Origin of the sequence: Yoonia sp. SDW83-1 (assembly GCF_046762885.1) — a bacterium.
Lineage (GTDB): Bacteria > Pseudomonadota > Alphaproteobacteria > Rhodobacterales > Rhodobacteraceae > Yoonia.
The window spans coordinates 74922-92492 of sequence record NZ_JBKQXO010000010.1; the positions used below are offsets into that span (position 1 = coordinate 74922).

Below are 17571 nucleotides of genomic sequence, written 5' to 3' on the forward strand. Positions count from 1 at the left end.
GGGTGTAGTGGCATTGCGTTGTGCCCTAAGCGGAAGTGTCCCGTTCCGGTTCTGAAAGCCACCGGTCCATGACCACGCAGGCGGTCAGATCGCCGGATACGTTGACCGCGGTGCGGCACATATCCAGCAGTCGATCCACACCAAGCAATATGGCCACACCTTCCGGAGAGATCCCGATGGAGGACAAAATACCTGAAAGGATCACGATACCAACGCCGGGTGTGCTGGGGCTGCCGATTGAGGCGCCGACGACTGTGACGATGATGAGCGCGAAGGACGCTGGATCCAATGCGACCCCGTAGATCTGCGCCATGAACAGGGTCGCCACCACCTGATAAAGCGCGGTGCCGTCCATGTTCACAGTCGCGCCGAGGGGGATGATGAAGCGGGCGATGGCAGGGCGGACGTTGAGCCGGTCCAGCGCCACCCGCATGGATAAAGGCATGGTTGCGGCGGAACTGGACGTCGCGAAGGCCAGCAATTGCGCGTCGAGGATGGAGCGGGCAAACTGCAATGGATTGCGGCGGGCGAGCAGGGTCACGATACACAAATAGATCAGCAAAAGCAGCGCCAGCCCTGCAATTACGCTGAAGATGTAGGCGGACATGCCTAGTAGGGCGTCGAGCCCTGCGCGCATCACGAACTCGCAGATTAATCCGAAGACGGCAATTGGGGCCAGCAGCATCGCCCAGGACACGATTTTGAGCGCGACGGCCTGCAAAGCCCCAAGAAGATCAATCATCGGTTGGGCAGTTTTTGTCGGCAATGCGACCAGCGCGACGCCAAGAAAGACCGCGATGAGCACGATCTGCAACATGTCGCGCGAGAGGCTGGCGGCGGTCAGGCCGGTTGGTATGAGCGAGGGTATTCTTGCTGCAAATGGTATATCTTCGGTTGTAACGGGCGGTGCCGTGGCTGGCAGGTCAACCGGATCGGACAGTGTTACGTATGATCCTGGCTCTAGCCCGCTCGCCAGGGCCGCCCCAATCAGCACGGCTATGGTCGTTGTACCGACGAAATACGGTACAATCCGCGTGCTGGCCTTGCGTAAGAAGGCCGGATCGCCCGCTGAAGTCAGGCCAAGCGCGATCGACGAGATAATCAGCGGGATCACGATCATCTGGATCATGTTCAGAAAAATGCCACCCGGCAACTTCAGCCAGGCCCCGAGATTGCCGACCCGGTCGACAGGCACGGTCAGGATCGTGTCGGTTTCGGGTGAGAGCAAAAGACCAATCCCAACGCCGAGAACGAGAGCCAGCAGGATCTGCGCCCAAAGCTGGGTGCGGATCAGCAAACGGACCGACTGAAATCCGCTGCGTGCGTCAGGTGTATCCGGTGCGGATCGCGCCAAATTCATAGTGTCTCTGCTTTAGCCTAGATTGGGCCGTTGGAGGCGGCCGAGATAAGTCAGAAAAGCTGGTGAACTGAAAGCCACCAGATGGGGTTGGCGGGCGTCATCAAAGTGGGAGACATCCAGCAATTGAAACCCAAGTTGCGTGTAGAAGGCCGGGTCAGTATGCGAACCGACCCGTTGCTCTGATTGAGATACCCTGGCGGATACACGCAAGGCTGGATCTGCTGAGGAGGCGACGATGATGGACACCCGTGGCAGCGCGCCCGTTGTCGCAACTTGCGCGCGGAATACATCGGTTGCGATATCTGGCTGCAACAGGACTAGCCCGAGGAGATCCTCGCCGGCGCGACGCCCGTCTTTTGCGCGCCAGGACAGGGTTTCCATCGCAAGGAAGGCGCCGAGTGAATGTGCCACCAGCACGATCTCACCTGGCCAGACGCGGTGAAGTATGTCGATTAGGTCCGATAGCGGCTGACGTGCGTGCAGAACGCTGTCCCGGTCGTGGATGTAACCTCGTGCGGTGGCGGCGGACGGCCAGACAAAGGTCATTTGCGCACCCTCCATCCGGGCATCAATCACAAGCTGCGCCTGTCGATAAATCGCCTCTGCCGCGGTGTTGTTGTAGCCGTGGATCCACAATGTGAGAGGCGCATTGCGCGGTGCGGCTTGCAGTGCATTCCTTAGCGCCTGTTCATCGGGCAGGTTTTGCTGCGCAAGAACCGAAAACGCATTCGCACCGCTGACAGGCACCGTACCGATGTCACGATCCGACGGTACCGCAACATCAATTGCGGAGAACGACAGAAGATCCGAGCGGGTCGCGCTGTCCAAGGACGCCCTGTTGGTGGCCGATATGATCCGTTGCCGTTGATGTGCCGGTGTTGTCGACAAAGCGGCCAAAGCCCCACGCTCTGTGCATCCGCTGATGCATATTGCTGCCGCTCCGGCAAGAAAAGTACGGCGATCACCGATCATTCGGCTGGCACCAAATCAAGATCGTCAGCGTAACTGCGGCTGTCGCGCCATTTCTGGAGGTTTGCCCAGTCAAAGTAGATCGTGAGTGCCGAAGGGAGAACGAAGATTGTGAGAATTGTTGAGGACAGCAGACCAAAGGCCACGGCTGTCACGAGCGGCACCATCGTTTGGGCCTGAGGTGACGTTTCAAAGATGATAGGCAGGAGACCCACAAAAGTCGTTGTGAAGCTTAGAAGCACAGGGCGGAACCTGTGCCGCACAGCTTCAATCGCACCTTCTGCTGCACTCTCTTCGCTTTCCATTTCAAAAAATGTCAGGAACAGGATTGCGTTGTTCACGACAATGCCGGCGAGAGAGGCAAAGCCGATGAAACTCGGCATCGACAGATCGATCCCGACGACCATATGCCCCATGATTACACCGATGATCGCAAACGGGATCGACAGCATCACGACAAGGGGCAGTGTGTAAGAATGGAACTGATAGGCAAGGATCAGATACACGCCCACAAGCCCTATCAGCAGCGCGGTGATGATCGAGCTTTGGGTCTCTTGCTGCGCTTCGGTCGCACCCCCTATGCCGACACTGACATCTGGATAAAGTTCTGCGATCTGGGGTGCGTAGACGCTGGTGATTTCGTTTGAGATTGCGGTCGATGTTGTCACATCTCGGTCGATCTGCCCGATGATCCGCGCGACTGCCTGACCATTCTGGCGCGTAATTTGCGTGTATCCTTTGACCGACTGGATGTCAGCTACTTGCGCAAGTGGCGTGCTTGCACCGCCTGGCAGAACAATGGGGAACTGCTCAAGTTCGGCTATTGTGGGTACTGTGTCAGCAATCTCCACCCGCACCGCGATATCGGAAAAACCTTGCGAGAATTCATCTGTCTCAGAGCCGGAGAAGGCTGCGCGGAGTTGGCCAGTCAGATTTTGCGGCGTCAATCCTGTGGCGGCACCGAAGTCATTCAGACTAAGTTCAATCTGCGCTTGGCCGGTCGAAAAATCATTGTACGCCCCGGTGACATCGGGCCGGGCGATCAGCCGGGCGTAGAGATCCGCGGTCGCGCGTTCAAGCTGATCCAGATCGCGCGAAGCTAACTGCACATCAAGGTCTGACCCACCCGGCGTGCCGGAGGTTTGGATGAAGCTTGATTGTGAGATATCCGTGAGATGACCCGTTTCGTTCTCCCAGCGCTGCGCGACCTCATCGGCTGAAATGTTTCGCTGCGCGCTCTCCAGTAGATCAACGGTGACGGTTACGGTATGAGGTCCATTGCTGCGCACGTCCTGATTGGTTGCATGACGGACCAACAGCCGTTCAACAAGTGGCTGGGCACCGTCCGTCAGAGGGCTCTGATCATCATTCACCGTTTCGATACCCGATAGCAGGCGCGCAACAACGGCTTCGGTGCGCTCTAGCGGTGATCCCGGGGTGAGTGCGATGCGTGCTTCAACTGTGTCGCCCTCTGTGGTGGGGAAGCCCACAACCTTTACAATGCCGGAGGTCACAAAACCGACACTGGCGATCAGCACACCAAATGTCAGACCAAGCGTGGCATAGCGCCATTCCACACAGATGCGCGTAATTGGCAACACGACCCTCTCGGTCAATGTCTTGATCATGCGCGGAACCAGCCGTTGGCTTTGCTTGTTGCGATCTGCTGTGACGTGACTGAGGTGATTGGGCAGGACGAGGAAGGCCTCTGCCAGACTGACCGCCAGAACAACCAGCAGCACAACGGGGACGACCTCGAGGATCGAGCCCAACTCGCCGGAGAGAAACATCAGGGGGGTGAACACGCACGCGGTTGTCAAAAACGATGAAAAGACACCTGGTGCAACCTCAGCAGAGCCGCGATGAGACGCTTGTCGCAATCCGCCTTTGGTCCGCCATTTGTCGATATTGTCAGCAATGACGATACTGTCATCCATGATCAGGCCCACCGCCATCAGCATTGCAATGAGCGAGATCATATTGATGGTGACACCAAGAACACTCATGATGAAAAACGCCCCGAGAAAACTGATAGGCAGTGTTGCGGAAATCCAGAACGCCTCTTTGAGGCTGAACACCAGCGACATAACAAACAGAACCAGCAAGAGGCCGATCATCGTGTTTTCAGCGACGACGCGAATTCTATCCTGAATGTTTTCAGTTTCGTTGTTGACGATGGTAATTTCAAACGGGTCTTGCAGTCGGGCCTCTTCGGCCGCGATCACCTCGTGCACTTGCGCAAATGCGTCGATTGCATCTGCTGTACCAGTTTTCAGAACCCGGACAGTTGCGGCCTCTGAGCCATTGATGAACGATTGCAGCTCTGGCTGGGCGGCGGTCAAACGGACCTCAGCCACATCCGACACCCGCACGAAACCGCCAGCGCTGGTTTCGCGGATGACAATCTCTTCCAGGCTCGCGGCGGTCCGGCGCACCCCTTCATAGCGTAAGGTGACATCGAGCGCATCGGTTTGCGCGGTTCCAAGTGGTTCGTTGAATGATCGCGCATTGATTGCGTCGATCACATCGCGTGCCGACATTCCATAGCGCCGCAACGCTGCCTGATCGAGCGCCACACGAAATTCCTGCGCGCTGATCCCGCCCACTGCGGCATCGGCGACGAGGGGCAGCGCGGACAGACGCTCAGCCAACTCGTCGGCATATCGTAGAAGCCCGCCCGGACCGTCGATCCCTGACACCGCCAAAAGCACAATCTGCTCCTCTTGGCCCGCAATCGTGACGGTGGGCTCCCCTGCGTCAGTGGGAAGGTTTTGGACTGCCTGTACCTCTGACAGGGCATCGTTGAAGAATTGCGAGATATCGCCGTCTTCGACCATGGTAAGCGTTAGCGTCGCGCGGCCTTCGGTTGATTGACATTCGATATCGTCCAGTTGGGATAAGCCGTTCAAGGCGCTGTCAAGTTCCGCACAGATCTGCTCATCCACGTCGATGGCCGAGGCCCCAGGATAAGTGACACCAACGGTCACACGTGAGGGCGTAAACTCCGGAAAGCTTTCGCGTTCGATATCAGGTAAGACTGAAAGCCCCAATATGCAGGCTGCAATCATCAGGATATTCGCGGCAACCGGGTGATAGACGAAGTACCGGATCATTGATGCGCGGCCTCTTCATCATTCGCAACTGGCGCGAGGAACGCCCCCAGGATCGCAGGTTCCGGCGGGCTCAGCACAAGCATATCCCCGTTCTCCAATCCGCTGGAAAGAACAATATCCCCCGCGCTGCGCCCTGCGACGGTGACGTCTTGCCGGGCAAGCCGGGTGTCAATATCAACCACGTAGACATACGCACCATCCTGCTCTTCGATCAAAGTCGACCGGGGCACACGGGCAAGGGGTTCATTGGTTGTTCCGTGGAAAAGGACGGATACAAAGGTGCCGTTCGTGAGTGGCGGGCGCCTGGTTGCGGCATCGGGCGTGCCAGCATTGTGCACCTGCACAACGATGCCAAGCGTTCCGGTTGCGTTGTCAACCGACCCGTCGAGACGCACGACCTTTGCAGGATAGCGATGCTCTCCTCCTTGGGAAAGAATGACGGTAGCCTCAATGCCGGCCGCATTCAGAGCGCTTATGGCTGCGTCCCCTTCAAACGGGTTAAATCGTTCAATAACGTCCGCGGCGTCTGGAAGTAAAAGCATCAATGCCTCGGACATTGCGGCGGGCTGGATTTCTGCAATCACTTCGACCGCTTCTATGGCTGCGATGGTTAGCAACCGGTCGCCGGGGCGAATGTAGACACCTTCCGATGCGTTCTCTTCAAGGATACGACCGTTGAAAGGCGCGATGATCTGTGTGTTTGCCAGTTGTCGCTCGGCCTCTTCGAGGTCGACGCGGCGAGAGGCGAGCGTTGCTTCAGCGCTGCTGCGTTGCACCGGGAACAGCGCGAGTGCATTTTCAAGATCGAGGACGCGACGTTTCTGAGAAATCAGATCGCGCTGCGCCTGTTCCAGCGATGCGATTGCTGTGGAGCCTCTTTCTACCAGCGTTGATCGACGATCCACGTCCGCCTGCACGACCTCTTCAATCTGGCTCTCTAGCTCAAGCTGCTCGGCTGTGTTTTCTTCTTGTGCATCCAATTCGGCCAATTGTGCTTCGGCAATCGCCAGATTGGCGATGGCGCGGTCGCGCGCAATCTCGTAGTCACGTGGGTCAACACGCAAGATCACTTCACCTTCAGAGACAAAGCCACCGACGGCAAGCCCGTCTGTCGTTTCAGTTATGCGACCATCAACCTGGCTTATGCCTTCCCATGTCCGCACCGGTTCGACCCGACCGTATCCCGTGACCGAGACCGGCACAGGTTTCAGGGTCACCTCGGTTACGCGAACTGGGACGAGCAGACGTTCGTCATTTATGCTTGCTGGCGCGGGTGCACGGTTGTTGATCACGAGAAATGCGCCGATCCCAAGCGCGATGGCGGGGATAAACAATAGTACACGCCAATTCATGCCAGTGCTTTCGGGTTGCGTTGCATCGGATAGATCGCATCAATCAGTTCGGGAACGCGGTTGCTGAGGCGATCCCATCCCATCGCCTTTTTTGTCAGGATGTCAGCGGTCAGAAAGAAAGTCGTCTGCCCGATAATCCCAAGCGCGCGCAGGCGTGCTGCTGGACTTTCTGGGGGCAGATCTTCCGCGCGACACAAGAGCGCGGCCATAAGATCAATATGTACGCCAAGTACTTCGCGCAGAAACAGGTCGGCCCCGCGCCCGCCCAGCAGGATTTCCCGACGCATGAATTTCGTGTCGGACCGCGATTCCGGTTGGTGTGCGTCCCGGATAACGGCGCCAATAATCACCCGGATTGCGCTACGCGCATTTTCCGGCGTCAAGCTGTGTGGGTCGTCTGCAATAGAATCGAGCATTGCGCCTGGGCCCTCGAAGCTAATGCGCCGCGCAACCGTTACCACACAGGCGTCGTACAGGCCCTCTTTGGAGCCGAAGTGGTATTTGATTGATGAAATGTTCTGCCCCGCGTCGCTTACAATGGAACGTAGAGACGCCGTATCGTATCCATCCTCCCCGAAGTGTCTGAGGGCTGCGTGGATCAGCTCGGCCTTGGTCGTGCTGTCGTCCGGGTTCGTTTTTGTTAGCTGAGAGGCGCGCATTTGCCAATCCGATTCAAACAAGTGTTTGATTTCGGATACCGTATTGCAAGAAATCAATCAAGCGTTTGAATTTGGATACTGCTGATCAGTTCCAGAAGAGTGCTATTCTCTGCGTTGCTCCTTACGCTCAGAGAGGTCTTTGTATGGCTTAGATAAATACCATGCTGCACATCGCAGCATCATTTAACTGAGCATGTTTCGCTAGTTAGAGCATCGCTGGAGAATGTGAAACGCAGGTCTTCACGGAGGTGACGCAAGCCCAACGGTTACACCTGTCTTGAAGTCAAACACTGATTCTTTTTTGTCGGAATTCGCACTAAACCAACACTTGCGGTGGCATGAAAATGCAACCGTTCTGGTAAGTTTCCCGGCAAGGTCGCTTAGGAAAATAGCAGCCAAAGTGAGGTCAGGAATTCTTACAACGCCATTTCAACGAAAAGCGAGTTCAGAAGTTAAAGCTGACACCCAGGTTGACGGCGTTGGTAACGATGTCGGTTTCTAACGTGCCGCCGGTATCAAGATCGGCTGTATTTGATGAAAAAGTACCCTTGTACTCACCAAAGACCGACCATTGATCGTTAATCGGGTAGGTGGCACCGGCGATCCAGGTCGCCGCGGGGCCAGTTAACTGGTATCCAAATGTTTCGGACGTGGCACTTGTCACCTCCACATGGGGCAGCGAAACACCCAGCCCACCACCGACGTAAGGGGTTACCTCACCAAACGCACCAGACCAGCGCCGGTAGGCGTTAACCGTGAGGGTGTTCAGACCGTCGGTGAATTCCAATACCTCGTAGCCAGCCGGCAACTCGTCATTCTTGGGATAGACCTTGTTATGCGTAAAGTCCAAACCATAGCCAAATGTATCGGACTGCCAGCGCGTGGCGCGGATACCGTAATATGGTGGTGCACTTGACGACCGTCCCTCCCAGTCTTGAGAGAAATCGTCGTCGGCAATCACGTCGTCGCCGCGAATCGCAATGTCAGATGAGGGTGCAGACTGGATTCCGCCATAAAAGCTTAACTCAACCTCTGCGGTAGCAGCGGCTGGTGCGGCGATTAGGCATATGCTGGCAGCAATTGCGCGGATCATCAACGTTTCCCGACGTGAGTGGTCTTGAAATAAGAGTTAGGTCCGAGTGCCTAGTCTGACAACAAAACATTAAGTGATCGCTAAGCTTTACGAACAGCTTGTGTCAGCCCTGACACGAATCCAGCCCCAAAACACGAAATTCGGCACCAAACCGGCAAAAATTGGCTCATACACACGACTTATGCGCCAATCGCTTGCGCATGATTCTTTCGCAACAGATCAGAATCGCCGATTTGGATTGATGGCATTTCTTTACGATGTCTTCGTGGATTTCGGTCATTGGTATGGACCATCCACGGATGCGCGCTAATGTCCGCTGGACTGATCATGTTTTGATGGCTAAACAGCGCCGGAATGGGCCGCCTGCTGTGTCGGTCTTTTGTCTTGTGGGGGCAATCGCCCTAAAAATATCGGAGAATCACCCCGTGTCACATACAGATGAACACTCGGGCACACGCCGGGATTTCCTATACTATGCAACTGCAGGTGCCGTGACAGTTGTTGCGGGTGCTGCGGTTTGGCCCCTTGTCAACCAGATGAACCCGTCTGCGGACGTGCTGGCACTGGCCTCAATCCGTGTTGATATCAGCGCTGTTCAGCCCGGCACGCAGATCACGGTGCTGTGGCAGGGCAAGCCGGTTTTCATTCGGGCGCGCACGGAAGATGAGATTGCCGAGGCGCGGGCCGTCGATGTCGACTCGCTTCCTGATCCCGATGCTTACAATGAGAATCTGGGGGAAGTGCCGGCAACGGACGAAAACCGTGCATTGTCTGAAGATGGCGTGTGGCTGGTTCAGATGGGTGTTTGTACGCATCTGGGCTGTGTGCCATTGGGCGAAGATGGCGATTTCGGCGGTTGGTTCTGCCCTTGTCATGGATCGCATTATGATACGTCCGGTCGTATCCGCAGAGGCCCGGCGCCCCGCAATCTTCCCATTCCTGTAGCGTCCTTCGTGGACGAAACAACAATTCAACTCGGTTAAGGAGAGAGCGCCATGGCTGGTATTCCTCACGACCATTACGAACCAACATCAAAGGGTGAAAAGTGGCTTCACTCGCGTCTGCCGATTGTCGGATTGCTGTATGATACACTGATGATCCCCACGCCCAAGAACCTGAACTGGATGTGGATCTGGGGTATTGTTCTTGTTTTCACCCTTGTCTTGCAGATCGCTACCGGCGTTGTTCTGGTCATGCATTACGTGCCGCATGTCGATATGGCGTTCGCATCGGTCGAACATATCATGCGTGACGTAAATGGCGGCCATATGATCCGCTATTTCCACCAGAACGGCGCATCGCTGTTCTTTGTCGCTGTGTATGCCCACATGTTCCGGTCGCTTTATTACGGGTCCTACAAGGCACCCCGCGAAGTGACGTGGATCATTGGGATGCTGATGTATCTGCTGATGATGGGCACGGCGTTCATGGGTTATGTGCTGCCCTGGGGTCAGATGTCGTTCCACGGGACTGCCGTGATCACCGGTCTTTTCGGGGCGATCCCGTTTGTTGGTGAATCGGTTCAGACTTGGTTGCTGGGCGCATCAGCTGTTGGTCAGCCGGCGCTGAACCGCTTCTTTTCGCTGCACTATCTTCTGCCATTCGTTCTGCTGGGTCTGACGATTGTTCATGTCTGGGCCTTCCACACCACAGGTAACAACAACCCGACAGGTGTCGAGGTGCGTCGCACCAGCAAGGAAGATGCGCAGAAAGACACGCTGCCGTTCTGGCCCTATTTCGTAATCAAGGATCTGTTTGCCTTGGCGGTTATTCTGGCCATCTTCATGGCGGTCGTCGGGTTCATGCCCAACTATCTTGGCCACCCGGACAACTATATCCCTGCCAACCCGCTGGCCACCCCGGCACATATTGTGCCTGAATGGTATTTTCTGCCCTTCTACGCCATTCTGCGCGCGTTTACGGCCGATGTGTGGGTCGTGCAGATTGTCCAGTTCCTGAGTTTTGGCATCATCGACGCCAAATTCTTTGGGGTGCTGGCCATGTTCGGCGCCATCGCCGTGATGGCACTGGCCCCATGGCTGGATACATCAACCGTCCGTTCTGGTCGGTATCGCCCGATGTTCAAATGGTGGTTCTGGCTGCTGGTTGTCGACTTCATCGTGCTGATGTGGGTTGGTGCCCGCCCGGCAGAGTTCCCGTATGACTGGATCTCGCTGATCGCGTCCACCTACTGGTTCGCTTACTTCCTGATCATCCTGCCGCTGCTTGGTGTGATTGAAAAGCCGCTGACGCCGCCAGCAACTATCGAAGACGACTTCAACGCGCACTACGCGCCGAAAACCGGGGGCACAACAACCCTGGTCAAGCCGGCCGAGTGAGAAAGGATCCAAGACTGATGTTCCGCAAACTCACAATGACAGCTGCAACGGCCCTTGCCCTGATGTCAGGGCAGGTCATGGCAGCAGAAGTCGAAACGCATATCGAAGACTTTGACTTTTCGTTCGAAGGTCCGTTTGGCAGCTTTGATCAGATGCAGCTTCAGCGCGGTCTGCAGGTCTATACCGAGATCTGCGCGGCCTGCCATGGGCTGGAATACGTCGCATTCCGCAACCTGTCTGACGAAGGTGGCCCTGGCTTGCCCGAAGATCAGATGCGGGCTTATGCCGAATTCTACGAGATCTTTGACCAGAGCCTGTTTGATGGCGAAGGTGACTTCCGCCCGGCAACACCAGCTGACAAGTTCCCCTCTTCCAGCTTGTCCAACGCCCCGGACCTTAGCCTGATGGCCAAGGCGCGGGCAGGTTTCCACGGTCCCGCAGGCACGGGGATCAACCAACTTGTTAAGGGTATGGGTGGCGCTGAATATATTGCGTCGCTGCTGACGGGCTATGAGGACGAACCTGAATGCGCGCTGGAAGGCGATCCGATGGACGGCTATTATAACGTTGCCTTTGCCGCCGGTGGTTTCCCTGACAGTTGCAAGGATGAGAACGGCAAGCACAAAGTTCCGGGCAGCTGGATTGCCATGGCACCGCCGCTTTATGGTGACGATGTTGTATATGCCGACGGCCATGCGACTGACCTGCACCACGTCGCCGAGGATGTATCGGCATTCCTCATGTGGACGGCCGAGCCGAAGATGATGGCGCGCAAGCAGGCTGGTCTGACCGGTGTGATTTTCCTTACTGTCCTTTCAGTGCTGCTTTATCTGACGAACAAGCGTCTTTGGGCACCGCATAAGAAAAAAGACTGAGCTGTATTTGCTTAGGAATGCAAAGGCCCGCCAATTGGCGGGCCTTTTTCGTTGCGGGGTCAACCTGATTGCCCCAAGTAGCTGGCCAAGGCGGGCGGCGGCGATGCAAACAGTTCTGTCGTTGGGACTGGCGCGGCGGCAATGCCATCAGCGACAAGCACCGTTTCGCCAGCCACCTGTTTAGCGTCTGCCGGATCATGCGTCACCATGATGACAGTCCGGCCTGCCTTCAGCAGCGTCTGCTGCACCAGGTCGAGCATTTCGTCTTTCAAGCCAGGGCCAAGCGCCGCAAAAGGTTCGTCCAGAAGAACGACAGAGCGATCAGCCAGCAAAACACGCGCGAGGGCGGCCCGGCTTTGCTGGCCACCTGAAAGTGCCCCCGGCCGGCGGTCGGCCATCCCATTCAGACCGACCTGATCAAGAACCTGCATGACCTTGGTCTGCTCTTTCGCCGACAGCTTGAGGCGCGGTTGCAAGGCAAGACTAGCATTTTGCGCAACAGTCAGATGCGGGAACAGATTGTTGTCCTGAAAGAGAATGCTGATTGGCCGCTCGCCTGGTGACAAATCAGTGATGTCGGTGCCCTCATACAATATGCGCCCTGCCGAGGGCGCAAGAAATCCGGCAAGCACAGACAGCAATGTTGACTTTCCCGCACCGGATGGACCGATTAGCGCGGTGATCGTTTCCTTGGTGAATGCAAGGTCTGCGCGCAGTACAAAGTCCCCCTGTCTGATCTGGACGTTTTCACAGCTGAGCATTTGCGCGGCCCCCTCGATCACACAGCCAGAACGCCAGCAGGCTGAGCGCCAGCAAGAGAAGCCCCGCGCTCGCCGCAGCCTCCATCCGGTAGGCGCCCATCAGCCGGTACATGGCCAGTGGCAATGTCTCTTGCGTTTCGTTGGCGAACAGAGCGATGACGCCGAGATCACCCATTGAGAGCGCCGCCGCAATACCCGCCCCAAAACCCAGTGGGCGGCGAATGCGCGGCAAAACCACAATCCAAAGCCACGCCCAAGGCCCCAGACCAAGTGTGGCACCAAGCCGTTCGAAATCCTGCCTCACACTGGCAATCGCAGGCGCAATTGACCGCAATGCAAAAGGCAGCGCGAGTGTTGCATTGGCCAACGCCGTCGCGATCAAGGCGACCTTGGCCGGGTTGACATACGGATAGACCAACAGAAACGCACCTGTGCCGACCACAAGTCCAGAAGCTGCAAGTGGCAAAGCGCCAATTATTGCGACGGTCCGATCGGTCGATAGCCCAAGCGCAATAGCCATTGCGGTGCAAAGAATTGCGGACAGGCTCGCCACTGCTATTGATCGCAAGGCAGCCCACCAGATTGATATTGGCATATCGAATAGGCCGGGGATCCCGCGGACGATGATCATTCCAAGCGGTAGCAACAGAAATAGGGCCGCCAGAGCGATCACAATGCCGTCGGCAAACGGGGCGGGCAGGTTCCAGCGTTGCACAGTCCGATCCAGCCCGCCACTCAGCTGATCGTGTTGGCTGACCTGCCAGACGAGCAATGCAGCGGCAGTACACAGGGCAAACTGCACACTTGCCAGAAGGGCCGCACGCCCGAGGTCAAAGTCGAATCGCAATGCCTGATAGATCGCGAGTTCGACCGTTGTGGCCCTTGGACCGCCGCCCAGCGTCAGTGCGACGGCAAAGCTAGTCAGGCAAATCAGGAATATGACCAGAAACGTACCCGGTACGACCGATCGTAGCATGGGCCGCTCAAGCAACTGCCAGACCGGAGCATTCAATGTGGCCGCCAGCCGGAACCGCTCTGCCGGTACCGCCAGCCAGCCCTGTAGGATCAGACGTGTGGCAAGCGGCAGATTGAAAAAGACATGCGCCAACACGACGCCGTGGAAGCCGTAGATCGAGAATGTGGGCAGCCCGATCACGCCCAGCGCGGTATTCAGCACGCCACTCCGCCCAAAGATGGTCAGCAGCGCCATGACCGCCACGATCACTGGCAGCAGGAATGGTGCGCCCAGAAGCGTGATCAGCAAACCGCGCCCAGCAAATTGTCGCCTGGCCAGCGCACGAGCAACCGGGATGGCCAGAACCGTGCTGAACGCGGCCGACGCCAACGCCTGCAACACGGTGAAGCGGATTGCAGCCCAATCAGCGACCGATATCCCATCGTCCCACTCTGCCCGCCACGCCACGGCGGCCAGAGTGCCAAGCGTCAGCACGATGACGATCGCTGACGCAGTAACCCCGGGCCACCGCGGTGCTATTGAGAAAGGGCGGAGCGCCATTCATCCAATGCCGCATCGCGGGTGGCTGCCGCTTCTTCCGGTGGCAGCAGCAGTGCTTTCGTCGGGGTGAGCAGCGTATCAAAACCATCAGGCAGTCCATCAGCCGGGGTCGCTGCTGGATACATCCAGTTTGTGGTCGGAATCACGCTTTGGAATGCATCCGTGACCATGAAGGCCATAAACTGGTCCGCCAATTCGGGCTGGTCAGTACTCGCCAGCTTTCCCGCAACCTCCACTTGCAGATAGTGCCCTTCGTCAAAGCCCCAAGCGACCTTGCTGGCGTCTTCTTCGGCGATCAGATGATAGGCGGGTGATGTGGTATAGGATAGTACGGCGTCCGCCTCATCATCCAGAAACAGACCGTAGGCTTCAGACCAGCCCGGTGTCACTGTCACGATATTGTCGGCCAGATCGGCCCAAATGCTCTGGGCCTCATCACCATAGGCAGTTTTGACCCACATCAGCAGCCCAAGGCCGGGCGTCGATGAACGCGGGTCCTGAATGACGATGCTGATGTCGCTATCCGCCAATGCTCGCAGTGATGTCGGTGCGGGTTCGCCCGCATTACCGACAAATGCGAAATAGCCCCAGTCAAATGGTAGAAAGTCTGGGTCTTCCCATGCAATCGGCAGGCTCAGTTCCGCCTCGACGCCATGTGGCGCGAAAAGCCCTGTGTCCCGCGCAGCAGCAGTCAGGTTGGTATCGAGGCCCAGAATGATATCGGCGTCGGTCCGCAGCCCTTCCAATTGCAGCCGGGCGAGCAGCGCGGCACCGTCGCCGGCGCCCACAAATTGCAGGTCGCAACTGCATACCTCTTCAAACGCGGTTTCAATCGCCGGACCCGGTCCCCATTCGCTGGTAAAACTGTCATAGGTCAGGACCTGCAGCACCGGGGTCTCTGCCAATGCGCCAGAAGCACAAAGGACGAGTCCCGCAACAGCTGGCAGATAGGTGGTCTTGTGCATCTTATCCTCCAAATGCGACGGGCGGATTTGGGGGTAAGCGAGAGTGCCATACCTTCCCTCCGCCGGTCTTAACCGGTTCAGGTTCAACGGGTCCGCTTACGCATCTCAGCCATCTCTGGCCCCCCGAGGTGTGCCCTAGCTAGGCTGGATCAGCGTCGGTGACAAGGGAAACCTCTTGAGCCTGATTGTCACGCCCGCTAGACCCATGCGGACAGCAAAGGGGTATCCGATGTCGATCAACAGTTTCGGTCATCTGTTCCGGTTCACTACCTGGGGTGAAAGCCATGGACCGGCATTGGGGGCGACCGTTGATGGATGCCCGCCCGGCGTGCCGCTGGAACCCGCGATGATCCAGCAATGGTTGGACAAGCGCCGCCCCGGCCTGAACAAGAACACGACCCAGCGAAATGAACCCGATGCGGTTGAAATCCTGTCCGGTGTGTTTGAGGGACGTACAACCGGCACACCCATCCAGTTGATGATCCGCAATACTGATCAGCGGTCGAAGGACTATGGCGATATCGCCAATACGTTCCGCCCCGGCCATGCGGATATCACCTATCACCAGAAATACGGATTGCGCGATTATCGGGGCGGTGGCCGATCAAGTGCGCGCGAGACCGCATCACGCGTGGCAGCGGGCGGCGTGGCCCGCGAAGCCATTAAATCAATTACTTCTGAGGTTCAGATCAAGGGGTACATGACGCAGATGGGCACCAAGCAGATCGATCGCGATCGCATGGACTGGGACCAGATCGACCAGAATGATTTCTTTTGCCCAGACGCTGCGGCGGCGGCTGAGTGGAACGATTATCTGGCCTGGCTGCGCAAGGATGACCATAATTCGGTCGGTGCCATCATCGAGGTTGTCGCGCGTGGGGTGCCCGCAGGCATCGGCGCTCCGATCTATGCTAAGCTGGACACCGATCTCGCAGCAGCAATGATGTCGATCAACGCCGTCAAAGGTGTGGAGATTGGCGAAGGTATGGCTGCCGCCGCCCTGACAGGTCGCGACAATGCTGATGAGATCTATATGGGGAATGACGGTCAGCCTGCCTATGCGTCCAATCATGCGGGCGGTATATTGGGCGGCATCAGCACCGGGCAGGACATCGTCGTGCGCTTTGCGGTCAAGCCGACCTCTTCCATTCTTTCGCCACGCAAATCCATTCGTATGGACGGATCGCCCACCGAGGTTGTGACCAAGGGCCGTCATGATCCGTGTGTCGGCATTCGGGCGGTGCCGGTGGGCGAGGCGATGATGGCCTGTGTCATTCTTGATCATCTGCTGCTGGATCGTGGCCAGACGGGTGGGGTGCGCGGGATCATTGGTTAATCGGGTGCGCGATTCAAATCCTCTTGCCTAGCCAGCGGACCGCACACTAGGAATATCGGTGTTGTGCGTTGTAACCACCTGATATGGTTTTTCGACGATAACGGGGGAATCATGCTGCAAACTTCTCGATATGTCCTGACCGCCTTGCTTTGTTTCAGCCTTGCTGGTTGCGGCATCCCGCGCGGCGCAGGTTTCCAGTCAGAGGTATTGGCGGCGTCGTCTGTCCAGCAAACTGAGACTGGCGTGGAGCAGGTTCGCGACTTTGCCGTTTTCGAAGTTACCCGCGAAACGTTACCAACCCTGCAGTCATGGCCGGACAAAGATGCGCGGCGTTATCGTTGGGTACCGGACAATCAGTCGGCGACGTCCCTGATCATCGCACCGGGCGACAAGATGCAGTTGACTGTCTGGGATGCATCGGAAAACTCTTTACTGTCCGGAACCGGGCAGCGCGTGACCCCGCTGCAGGATATTGAAGTCAGTTCAAGTGGTCAGATCTTTGTGCCATATATCGGCGAATTGAAGGTGTCAGGCATGTCGCCCACGACCGCCCGTGCACGGATCGAAGAACAGCTGACGCAGACCATTCCATCCGCGCAGGTTCAGCTGATCGTGACCCCGGGACGCACCAATACGGCAAATGTTGTCAGCGGTGTCGGTGCCCCGGGTATCTATCCGCTGGAGTATCGCAATACCCGCCTACTGGACCTTCTTTCACTGGCTGGTGGCGTTCCACCTGATACGATCAACCCGCAGGTTCGCCTTGCGCGGGGCTATACCGTCTATGGAATCGCCTATGAACGGCTGCTGGAGGATCCACGCCTTGATACGACCATTCGCGGTGGCGACCGTGTATATGTCGAACAAGAGGATCGCAGTTTCCTGTCATTGGGTGCCACAGGCACGCAGGCCATTCACCCGTTTCCCAAGGATCATGTGACGGCTCTTGATGCATTGGCCATTGTTGGCGGCGTGAACCCGGGCCGCGCTAACCCGCAGGGCATTTTGGTTCTACGTGAATATGATGTCAGCGATGTGCGCACTGACGGGGCCGGACCACCGCAGGAGCGTGTTGTTTTTACCCTTGATCTGACATCCGCTGATGGGTTGTTTTCGGCAGCGCAATTTGCAATCCAGCCCAATGATCTTGTCTATGGTACCGAAAGTGCGCTCGGCCCTGCGTTTACGCTGGTGAACGTGTTCCGGACGATAACAACGATATCGAACTAGGTC

Annotated in this window: 14 protein-coding genes and 1 riboswitch; of the genes, 5 read left to right on the forward strand and 9 right to left on the reverse strand. The window is 57.1% G+C overall.

Annotation, left to right across the window (positions count from 1 at the left end; all coding sequences use genetic code 11):
- Window positions 1–25 precede the first annotated feature (25 nt).
- The 6 genes from ACFWW4_RS14070 to ACFWW4_RS14095 form a co-directional block, all read right to left on the reverse strand.
- Entirely contained in the window at window positions 26–1360 is a 1335-nt protein-coding gene (locus ACFWW4_RS14070; protein WP_411891442.1) for a dicarboxylate/amino acid:cation symporter, read from the reverse strand.
- A gap of 12 nt (window positions 1361–1372) precedes the next feature.
- The gene (locus ACFWW4_RS14075; protein ID WP_411891443.1) at window positions 1373–2188 is read right to left on the reverse strand and encodes an alpha/beta hydrolase; all 816 of its coding nucleotides are present in this window, start codon (window positions 2186–2188) and stop codon (window positions 1373–1375) included.
- Between the two features lie 140 nt (window positions 2189–2328).
- Entirely contained in the window at window positions 2329–5442 is a 3114-nt protein-coding gene (locus ACFWW4_RS14080) for an efflux RND transporter permease subunit (RefSeq protein ID WP_411891444.1), read from the reverse strand.
- A complete protein-coding gene (locus ACFWW4_RS14085; RefSeq protein ID WP_411891445.1) occupies window positions 5439–6794 on the reverse strand; it encodes an efflux RND transporter periplasmic adaptor subunit in 1356 nt (451 codons plus the stop codon). Before ACFWW4_RS14085 ends, ACFWW4_RS14080 begins: the two co-directional genes overlap by 4 nt.
- The gene (locus tag ACFWW4_RS14090) at window positions 6791–7453 is read right to left on the reverse strand and encodes a CerR family C-terminal domain-containing protein (RefSeq protein WP_411891446.1); all 663 of its coding nucleotides are present in this window, start codon (window positions 7451–7453) and stop codon (window positions 6791–6793) included. Before ACFWW4_RS14090 ends, ACFWW4_RS14085 begins: the two co-directional genes overlap by 4 nt.
- A gap of 445 nt (window positions 7454–7898) precedes the next feature.
- Window positions 7899–8546 carry an outer membrane protein gene (locus tag ACFWW4_RS14095; RefSeq protein WP_411891447.1) on the reverse strand — a complete coding sequence of 216 codons (648 nt, stop codon included), beginning with the start codon at window positions 8544–8546 and terminating at the stop codon, window positions 7899–7901.
- Window positions 8547–8971: 425 nt separating this feature from the next.
- Between ACFWW4_RS14095 and petA the strand changes: the two genes are divergently transcribed.
- Genes petA through ACFWW4_RS14110 form a run of 3 tightly spaced genes read left to right on the forward strand, consistent with a single transcriptional unit; the run spans window position 8972 to window position 11760 of the window.
- A complete protein-coding gene (petA, locus tag ACFWW4_RS14100) occupies window positions 8972–9529 on the forward strand; it encodes a ubiquinol-cytochrome c reductase iron-sulfur subunit (protein WP_393933693.1) in 558 nt (185 codons plus the stop codon).
- 12 nt (window positions 9530–9541) lie between these two features.
- The gene (locus ACFWW4_RS14105; protein ID WP_411891448.1) at window positions 9542–10885 is read left to right on the forward strand and encodes a cytochrome b; all 1344 of its coding nucleotides are present in this window, start codon (window positions 9542–9544) and stop codon (window positions 10883–10885) included.
- 17 nt (window positions 10886–10902) lie between these two features.
- Complete coding sequence (locus ACFWW4_RS14110) at window positions 10903–11760, forward strand: cytochrome c1 (RefSeq protein WP_411891449.1); 858 nt, start codon at window positions 10903–10905, stop codon at window positions 11758–11760.
- Window positions 11761–11819: 59 nt separating this feature from the next.
- Here the strand turns inward: ACFWW4_RS14110 and ACFWW4_RS14115 are convergent, their stop codons facing one another.
- From ACFWW4_RS14115 to thiB, 3 genes are read right to left on the reverse strand one after another with little or no spacing between them, the layout of a single operon-like run.
- Window positions 11820–12521, reverse strand: coding sequence for an ATP-binding cassette domain-containing protein (locus tag ACFWW4_RS14115; RefSeq protein ID WP_411891450.1), 702 nt, complete (start codon window positions 12519–12521; stop codon window positions 11820–11822).
- Window positions 12508–14037, reverse strand: a complete 1530-nt coding sequence (locus ACFWW4_RS14120; protein ID WP_411891451.1) for a thiamine/thiamine pyrophosphate ABC transporter permease ThiP — start codon at window positions 14035–14037, stop codon at window positions 12508–12510. The genes ACFWW4_RS14115 and ACFWW4_RS14120 overlap by 14 nt, the downstream gene beginning before the upstream one ends.
- Window positions 14013–15002, reverse strand: coding sequence for a thiamine ABC transporter substrate binding subunit (gene thiB, locus ACFWW4_RS14125; protein WP_411891452.1), 990 nt, complete (start codon window positions 15000–15002; stop codon window positions 14013–14015). Before thiB ends, ACFWW4_RS14120 begins: the two co-directional genes overlap by 25 nt.
- A gap of 37 nt (window positions 15003–15039) precedes the next feature.
- Window positions 15040–15138: riboswitch (TPP riboswitch) on the reverse strand.
- Between the two features lie 93 nt (window positions 15139–15231).
- Between thiB and aroC the strand changes: the two genes are divergently transcribed.
- Both aroC and ACFWW4_RS14135 read left to right on the forward strand, forming a co-directional pair.
- Window positions 15232–16338 carry a chorismate synthase gene (aroC, locus tag ACFWW4_RS14130; RefSeq protein WP_411891453.1) on the forward strand — a complete coding sequence of 369 codons (1107 nt, stop codon included), beginning with the start codon at window positions 15232–15234 and terminating at the stop codon, window positions 16336–16338.
- Between the two features lie 111 nt (window positions 16339–16449).
- A complete protein-coding gene (locus ACFWW4_RS14135) occupies window positions 16450–17568 on the forward strand; it encodes a polysaccharide biosynthesis/export family protein (RefSeq protein WP_411891454.1) in 1119 nt (372 codons plus the stop codon).
- The last annotated feature ends 3 nt before the right edge of the window (window positions 17569–17571 follow it).

Coding starts and splice junctions, on each gene's coding strand:
- ACFWW4_RS14070 (WP_411891442.1), bottom strand. CDS start 1,360: ATGAATTTGGCGCGATCCGCACCGGATACACCTGACGCACGCAGCGGA.
- ACFWW4_RS14080 (WP_411891444.1), bottom strand. CDS start 5,442: ATGATCCGGTACTTCGTCTATCACCCGGTTGCCGCGAATATCCTGATG.
- ACFWW4_RS14085 (WP_411891445.1), bottom strand. CDS start 6,794: ATGAATTGGCGTGTACTATTGTTTATCCCCGCCATCGCGCTTGGGATC.
- ACFWW4_RS14090 (WP_411891446.1), bottom strand. CDS start 7,453: ATGCGCGCCTCTCAGCTAACAAAAACGAACCCGGACGACAGCACGACC.
- ACFWW4_RS14095 (WP_411891447.1), bottom strand. CDS start 8,546: ATGATCCGCGCAATTGCTGCCAGCATATGCCTAATCGCCGCACCAGCC.
- ACFWW4_RS14105 (WP_411891448.1), top strand. CDS start 9,542: ATGGCTGGTATTCCTCACGACCATTACGAACCAACATCAAAGGGTGAA.
- ACFWW4_RS14110 (WP_411891449.1), top strand. CDS start 10,903: ATGTTCCGCAAACTCACAATGACAGCTGCAACGGCCCTTGCCCTGATG.
- ACFWW4_RS14115 (WP_411891450.1), bottom strand. CDS start 12,521: ATGCTCAGCTGTGAAAACGTCCAGATCAGACAGGGGGACTTTGTACTG.
- ACFWW4_RS14120 (WP_411891451.1), bottom strand. CDS start 14,037: ATGGCGCTCCGCCCTTTCTCAATAGCACCGCGGTGGCCCGGGGTTACT.
- thiB (WP_411891452.1), bottom strand. CDS start 15,002: ATGCACAAGACCACCTATCTGCCAGCTGTTGCGGGACTCGTCCTTTGT.
- aroC (WP_411891453.1), top strand. CDS start 15,232: ATGTCGATCAACAGTTTCGGTCATCTGTTCCGGTTCACTACCTGGGGT.
- ACFWW4_RS14135 (WP_411891454.1), top strand. CDS start 16,450: ATGCTGCAAACTTCTCGATATGTCCTGACCGCCTTGCTTTGTTTCAGC.